The 7,279-nt window shown below is 63.4% G+C and carries 6 protein-coding genes; all 6 read right to left on the minus strand.

Annotation, left to right across the window (positions count from 1 at the left end):
• Positions 1-219: 219 nt before the first annotated feature.
• The 6 genes from P1J78_RS23560 to P1J78_RS23585 all read right to left on the minus strand — a co-directional run bounded on the left by P1J78_RS23560 (position 220) and on the right by P1J78_RS23585 (position 6,954).
• The gene (locus P1J78_RS23560; protein ID WP_275569825.1) at positions 220-711 is read right to left on the minus strand and encodes an isoprenylcysteine carboxyl methyltransferase family protein; all 492 of its coding nucleotides are present in this window, start codon (positions 709-711) and stop codon (positions 220-222) included.
• Positions 712-740: 29 nt separating this feature from the next.
• Positions 741-1,850 (minus strand): type III polyketide synthase, encoded by a 1,110-nt coding sequence (locus tag P1J78_RS23565; protein WP_275569826.1) that lies wholly within the window; start codon positions 1,848-1,850, stop codon positions 741-743.
• Positions 1,847-2,887 (minus strand): NAD(P)/FAD-dependent oxidoreductase, encoded by a 1,041-nt coding sequence (locus tag P1J78_RS23570; protein ID WP_275569827.1) that lies wholly within the window; start codon positions 2,885-2,887, stop codon positions 1,847-1,849. The genes P1J78_RS23565 and P1J78_RS23570 overlap by 4 nt, the downstream gene beginning before the upstream one ends.
• Positions 2,888-3,118: 231 nt before the next feature.
• A complete protein-coding gene (locus P1J78_RS23575; protein WP_275569828.1) occupies positions 3,119-4,222 on the minus strand; it encodes an OmpP1/FadL family transporter in 1,104 nt (367 codons plus the stop codon).
• Positions 4,223-4,354: 132 nt separating this feature from the next.
• The gene (locus tag P1J78_RS23580) at positions 4,355-4,768 is read right to left on the minus strand and encodes a hypothetical protein (RefSeq protein WP_275569829.1); all 414 of its coding nucleotides are present in this window, start codon (positions 4,766-4,768) and stop codon (positions 4,355-4,357) included.
• A gap of 53 nt (positions 4,769-4,821) precedes the next feature.
• A complete protein-coding gene (locus P1J78_RS23585) occupies positions 4,822-6,954 on the minus strand; it encodes an efflux RND transporter permease subunit (RefSeq protein ID WP_275569830.1) in 2,133 nt (710 codons plus the stop codon).
• Positions 6,955-7,279 lie beyond the last annotated feature (325 nt).

The raw sequence follows: 7,279 nt of genomic DNA on the forward strand, positions 1-7,279 counted from the left end.
GCGGGACGTCTTGAAATACTTGAACGGGCAGGTCACGGATCATAGGGCGGACGCAACCGACGCCCCTGCCCCGCCTCAAGCCGAGTTCCTTTGACAGGACCTTTGACACTGCCTACGGGCAGGGTCGGGTCATGGACGGACGCAACCGCCCCTCCCCCGTCTCAAGCCGCGTTCCTTTGAGAGTTCGGGGATAGAGGTACCTGGCACTTGGCTGACAGCTCACCCCAAGCTGTCGTCATGGCGTAGCAAAGCGAGCGCTTCAACTTCATATCCAATGCGGACGCGCAACAGAGCCGCGTTCAGGATCGAAAACGTGACTGCGGACAAGTACGCGCTGTGGATCAGCGGCAAGGCCACGCCTTCCGCAACGACGGCGACATAGTTGGGGTGGTTCAAGAACCGGTAGGGCCCGCGCCGCAACCGTTGGTGCCCCGGTATGACGATCACCCGCGTGTTCCACATTCGGCCAAGCGAGACGATGCACCACCACCTCAGAACCTGCGCGGCGATGGCCACTGCCAGCATCGGAAAGCCCAGCCATGGCAGGAACGCGCGTTGAAGCAGCCAGACCTCGGCCACGCAGGCGACCAGAAAGCCGGTATGCAGTGCGACCATCCAGGGATAGTGACCTGCGCCGAACTCCCGCCCGCCTTGCATGCGGCTCCAGGCGGCATTGCGCCGCGCAACAATCATCTCGGCCAGGCGCTCCACCGCCGTGGCCAGGATAAGCAGGGTATATGCTACCATCGCAGCAGAACCATCTCGCAGCAGAATCCCGGCCCCATCGCGATCAGCAGCCCCAGGTCGCCGTTCCCTGCCGGCCGCTCGGCGATTGTGTCCGCCAGCACGTGCAACACCGAGGCGCTGGACAGGTTGCCAACCTCTTCCAGCGATCGCCGCGTCAGCGACAACGCCTCGCCCGGGAGTCCGAGAGCATCACGGATCGCGTCGATCACCCGCGGGCCGCCTGTGTGACAGACCCACCAGGCGATGTCGTCCCGGCAAAGGCCATTGCCGCTGAGAAATCCGTCAACGTCCCGCCGGAGGTTCGCGTTCACAAGATCAGGCACGGTGGCGTCGAGAAGCACGCGAAAGCCGAACGCGCCGATCTTCCAGCCCATGATAGTCTCGGTGTCGGGATAGAACCGACTATGCGTGTCGATGGAGGACGGGGCCGCGCCTGCCGGGCGAACCTTGCTTTCGGCTCCGCTTGCCAGGACGCAGGCGCCGCCGTCGCCGAACAGGGTGGCCGCAATCAGGTTTGCCGGGGTGAAATCGTTCAGCTGCAGCGTCAGAGAGCACAGTTCGACAGAGATCAGCGCGACGATGTGGTCTGGAAACCCTTGTAGATAGTCATGTACGCGCGCCAGCCCCGCCGCGCCGGCGACGCAGCCCAGGCCAAAGATCGGTGTCCGTTTGACATCGGGGCGCAGAGCCAGCCGGTTCATAAGGCGCGCATCGATCGACGGGGTCGAGATGCCGGTTACACTGACGAAGAACACCGCGTCGATATCCGTTGCGTCGAGGCCGGCCGCCTGCAGCGCGCGCCGCATGGCGTCTTCCGCCAGATCGGTGCCGGCTTCGATGAAATGGTCGTTCGACGCGGTGAAATCCTCGATCTCTGGATATGACTCCAGCGGCAGAGCAAGATGGCGGGATTTCACGCCGACCGTCTGCTGCAGCCGGTCCAAGCGGGCACGGTTGATCCGCGCCCCGTCCCATTTGGAGATCATCGCATCGAAAATCTCGTCTTGCCGGTAGCGGTGCGGCGGAAGCGCCTTTTCAACGTGGAGGATATTCATCGGCCCGCTCCTTTCAGCCAGTTGGCGCACGCCCGAAGGCAGTCTCATGCCTCGGCAAGCCGCGACAGCATCATGTCGAACAGCCAGGGCATCCGCCACAGAACCGGGACCATATGGTCGCGCAGCACCGGCCGGTCGCGCAGCCACAGCAGGCCGCCGGTCGTCGACCAGTACCGCCGCGACACACGGCGCAACGTCTGCGGATAGGTCTCTGGCCGCCCCTGCGTGATGCAAGCCACTGCCGCCCTTGCAGAATCCAGCCCAAGCCGAATGCCCTCGCCGGTCAGCGGATCGAGATAACCAGCGGCATCGCCGATCAAGAGTATGCGCCCGTTCATCGGCATGAGCACCCGCTGCTCGAATGGCCCCGCCCCCAGCCGGGCGCTGCAGGGCCTGCAGGGCAGCCGATCCCGCAAAGCGGGAAACAGAGACAGTATTCTGCAGTATATGTCCGCTTCGGCAGGAAAGGCGTCGCGGTAGAACAGAACCGCGACGCCGACAAGATCCGCAGCAATCGGGGTGACATATGCCTCGGCCTGGTCGGACCAATGGACCTCGACGAAGTCCGACCACGGCGCGACAGCAAAGTGCCGCCGCAGCCCCAGTCGCGCCCGGCGCCGGGACGGCGCGGAAAGCCCCAGACGCCGTCGGATCGGCGACTGCAACCCGTCGGCCACGAGCGCGAAGCGTGCAGTCTCGCCCGTTATCGTCACGCTTTGGGAGGTTTGGGCGATATCGCGCACGGTCTGTTGCCGGATTTCGACCCCGAGCTCCCGCGCGCGGCGGTTCAAAGCGTCCTGCAGCACCGTGCGCCGAACGCCCAGCCCAGGTCCCCTTCGGAAATGCCCATCGGCGCTGTGTTTACCGTGGATATACCGGACGCCCCGAAACCGATGGAAACGCGATGGCGCAACCCCAAGCGCCGAAAGGTTTTCGACGGCGGCGGGCATCAGCCCTTCCCCGCAGGCCTTGTCAACGGAGCCGACACGCCGCGCGATCACCAGCGTGTCCAGCCCGGCGTCGGCTGCAGCAATTGCAGCGCCCAGCCCCGCCGGACCGCCACCAATGATGACGACATCGCGCATGGATCCACCCAAACCCTGTTTTGCGAGCATAACCGTGAATCGGACCGGACCAAGACTTCATTTGCCTCGGCGCGGCAGCGGATCCCGCGCCGTCTGGTCGGTAAACCCGGCAAGCCAGAGCACGAGATGGGCGAACACGACATGCATTATCGCCAAGCCAAGCGCAGCGCAGGCTAGGCCCGGATACCGGATCGCGCCACGCAAATACCGGGGGCCGGAACGTATGCGCGGCTAGAAGCGCTTGACGAACTTCATGCCGAAGCCGACAGAACTGTTGCCTGAAAACGAGGACACCGTCGTTCCGAGGTCGCTGACGAACGGCGTTGCATCGCCAAGTCTGGTGGCAACGATGTTGGTTTGGATCTGAAAATCGTCCTTGCTGTAGACCAAACCCAGCGCGGCACCGTAGAATCCGTCGACGGGCGTCAGCACGGTGGTCCGCGGGCTGGTCGACGGCTCGTAGATCAGTGCGGCCGTGGCCGTCCAGCGGTCGCTTAGCTGCCTGCCGATGCCCAGCCTGTAGGTGACGGTGTCGTTGAAATCGACAAGAGGATCACTCGTTGCCGCGGATAGGATAGGCGGCGCGAACTGCAACTTCGACCATTCGACCCAGCGGGCGCCGCCGAAAACGAAGGTCTCCGGCGCGATGCCGGACACGAACTCAAGGTTCAGGGATTGCGGCGTGGTCGCGTCGACCGTCGACACCAGCGTGACCGGTCCCGACATCTCTGTGGTAACGAAACTATGTTCGATTTCCGAGTTGTAGGTCAGTGATATCCGGAGAAAGTATTCCGGAATCTCGTAGGCGGCACCGATCACATAGCCAAGGCCGCTATCGCGCGCCATGGACGCGGAATAGCCGGAAAACGGACCATAGAGGGCACCATTCAGGCCGAACCCTGCTTCGGCCTGCTGCCAGCGCAGCCCGCCATGCACGCTGAACCGGTCGGTGAAGCGATAGCGCAACATCGTCGTCATGCTCGATGTATCCGCGCTTGCCGTCGTGCCGGCAAAAGCGACGGAACTCGGACCATAGGTGACGTCGGCGCCGAACGGCTTTTCCAGGATGAAGCCGAAGGACAGCTTGTCGGTCGCGTCGACCTTGAAGCTGCCCGACGGCAGGGAAATCTCAGACGCGATATTGCCCGTGGGGCTGCCGCCGAAGTGCGGCGAGTCGTTGCCCGAGGTGGTGGGCATGACCCGGGCGTAACCCAGCTCTGCCACCGTGCCCTCGCTGAACATGAAGGTGATCGGCTGGCCGGTGGTGTCCAGCCCGCCCGCGGCGGCCTTGACAGCCAAAACCGAAATCAATCCGCAAATCGCTGCTCCCCGCATCGTCCCCTCCGCCGTCTTCCCTGGGGTCGAAATTAGCGGCAAAGACCGGCATTCAGCCCGATCTTTTGCGCGAGCGGGCTTTTCAGGGCTACCTTGTGCCGCGAGGGCAACGGCGCGCGGGGCCAAATCCGGCTAGCGCGGCCGAAGCGTGACGACCGAGCGACTTTTCCCGGTTCGCCATTTCCGTTCTGTCGCGAAATGCAGCGAGCCGTCGGCGTTCAGCGCGAACTGAAGCTTCAGGTATTCCCCGGGGGACGTCCCGCTCAGGTTCAGCTGGTTGTTCGAAATCTCGCCGTCGACACGTTCGATGCCGGTTTCGACGCTGGGTAAAGTATCCGCCGACAGCAGCAGAATGCTGCCATCGTCCTGGCGGACGAACTCTAGCGAAAGGTCGCGCGCTCCAAGGCTGGATCCGCACCGCCCCGTCAGCTTCACCCTTGCGGCGTCGCCTGTCGCGGCAAGGCGGCATTTCATCTTTGCCTTCGAAAGGGCCTCGTAATAGATGCCGTTCCCGGTCCAGGAGCCGACAAGATCGGCCAGCGACATCTCTGCCCTGGCGGGCCCGGCCAGCAAGACTACCAGGAGAAAGAAATATCTGGTCATCTCGTGCGCGCTCCGATCGCGCCCCAACATAGCAGACTTGGAAAAAGAAAGAGATCGGCGATTGCCGCCAGCAGCATCGCGACCGCGGTAAGCTGTCCAAAGACCGAAACGCTGGGCAACAGGCTGAACGCCGTCGTCGCGAATCCTGCAAGCAGGATTAGGCTTGTCGTCAGGATCGGGGCCGATGCCGCGCGCAGCGCCGTCTCAATGGCCGCCCGGTCGACCGGCGCGCCGCGAGGACGCGCCAATCGCAATCGGTTCAGCAAGTGGATCGTGTCATCGACAGCGATCCCGAACGCCACGGTAAAGGCAATGCCGCCGATGATCGTCAACGGCCGGTCTGTCAGGAAAAGCCAGGCTTCGACGCCGAGAATCGGCAGCAGGTTCGGCACCATCGAAAGGGCGGCAATACGCACCGACCGCGTGAGCAGCGCAGCAAGCAGAGCGACAAGGCCCACGGCGACATAGAACGCGACCCGCAGTTCCTGTACCACCCGCGGTAACTCGACGCTGGCCATCAACGAATAGCCGACGACTTGTGCGTTCTCGAGACCTGCGTCTTTCAGATCTTCGCTTACGGCCTCGGCGGCACCGAGAATCTCCTGCCAGCTCCGGTCGAGCGACCCGACGACCGGCAAGGCGAAGGCCCCGCCATCGGCCGCCTCGAACCGCCGCAACGCTGCGGCGTCGCTTTCGCGCATGTCCCGAGGCGGCACGAATCCGTCCCCGGTGCCGTAAAGCGCGCGCCCGGCCCGGGCCAGCAGCGCCCGATCCTCGGGCGACAGGCCCGGGCGCGGGTCGGCGGCCTCGAGAACGACAAATGCCTGGTCGCTGCCGGGCAGGCTTGCCTTCAGCCGCTCCAGGGTCTCACGGAACTCGCCGCCCTTGGGCACATGCTCCATCAGCCGGAAACCGATCACAGTTTGCGTTTGTGCCGCCAGCAACAGCGCGAGCGAGGCGAACGCGATGAACGTGATGATCCGGTTTGCGGGCAGCACACGGATTGCCAGGCCGGCGAGACCGCGGAACCTCAGCGGGTCGGGCCGCCCCTCGGCGCGGTCGCCCAATAGCAGCAGCGCCGCGGGCGGCAGCGCAAGGTACACCGCCAGCGTGGTCATGGCCATGCCGATCGGACCTACAAGCGCGACATTTGACAGCGTAGGCGACCCGACAAGCGACAGGCAAACGAACGCCAGCGCGGTCGTCAGCGCCGCTAGGATCACGGCCGGAATGGTTTCGTTTAGACCCAGGACAAGCGCGCGCCCGATATCGCATCGGTCCCGGTGCCGCATCACGGCGTAGAAGACGTGCACGCTGTCGGCAATGCCAAGCACGATGATCAGCGTCGGAATGATCGCCATGAACGGGTCGAACGGGATGCCAAGAAGCGCCATCGCACCGACCGTCCAGGACAGCCCCAAGACGCTGGGCACGGCACACAGGATCGCCGTTCTCCAAGACCGGAAAAGGAAAAGCGCAAAAAGCACGCACAGCAGGGTCGAGGCCGGCGCGATAAAGGCCTGGTCGGCCATCAGGGCGGAGCTGATTTCGCGCTGCAGTGCCGCAAGGCCGACAGGCTTGACGGTCAGCGCGGGGTCCGCAGCCGCGATTTCGGCTTCAAGCGCGGCAAGGCGGTCCTCCAGCGGCACTGACCTGTCCGGGATGACTGTAACCAGCGTCGCGTTTCGGTCTTCCGACAACAAATAGGGCGCCAATGGAGCAGCTTGCAAAAGGCGATCCAGCCGTTCGGACGGTGCAGCATCGCCAATGCCTTCCCGCGACAGATAGTTTAGTCCAAGCCCCGAAGGATCCGGCAGCGAGAAGATACTTATGACGCCAGCAACGCCCGGCGACAGCTGTAGAGACAAAACAAGGTCTTCAAAGGCGGCAAATGTTTCCGCGTCGCCAAGGTCACCTGCCGTGACGAAGAGTATCTCGTCCTTCGACGGGGCACCGAACCGGTTCTCAAGCTCGGTATTCGCACGGTAAGCCGCGGAGTCGCCCTTAAGAGCGCGCGCGACATCGCCTTTAATCGAAAGATGGAAAACGGCAAATGATGCGCTGACGATAACCGTCAGCAGAAAGAAGAGGCATGCCGATCGTGGTCTGGAACGGAGAGCTTCGACCATGACCCGCCTCTTTCCCTCAAACAGAGACTGCGACGCTTCGAAGCGCAACGCAAGACGGATTCTCCGGTGGTATCAAGCGGATGAGAACCGGCCTCAGTGAACCGATGAGGTGGATGCCCCCACCAGCGGGATCGAACGTGCCATAACGGTCTCACGGGACCAAGAAATGGGAGGCATCAGTGGAAAACATTAGCATATTGGCGATCGATCTGGCCAAGGGGAGTGTTCAACCGACATTTCCCATTTGGCCGGTTGCCGATGAGCCTACGGGCACCTGACCCAGCCTTCCAAGCATTTTCTGCTTCGGTCTGTTTTGGAGCGCTGG

Source organism: Psychromarinibacter sediminicola (assembly GCF_029168335.1).
GTDB lineage: Bacteria > Pseudomonadota > Alphaproteobacteria > Rhodobacterales > Rhodobacteraceae > Psychromarinibacter > Psychromarinibacter sediminicola.

Coding starts and splice junctions, on each gene's coding strand:
- P1J78_RS23570 (WP_275569827.1), bottom strand. CDS start 2,887: ATGCGCGATGTCGTCATCATTGGTGGCGGTCCGGCGGGGCTGGGCGCT.
- P1J78_RS23565 (WP_275569826.1), bottom strand. CDS start 1,850: ATGAGACTGCCTTCGGGCGTGCGCCAACTGGCTGAAAGGAGCGGGCCG.
- P1J78_RS23580 (WP_275569829.1), bottom strand. CDS start 4,768: ATGTCGCTGGCCGATCTTGTCGGCTCCTGGACCGGGAACGGCATCTAT.
- P1J78_RS23575 (WP_275569828.1), bottom strand. CDS start 4,222: ATGCGGGGAGCAGCGATTTGCGGATTGATTTCGGTTTTGGCTGTCAAG.
- P1J78_RS23585 (WP_275569830.1), bottom strand. CDS start 6,954: ATGGTCGAAGCTCTCCGTTCCAGACCACGATCGGCATGCCTCTTCTTT.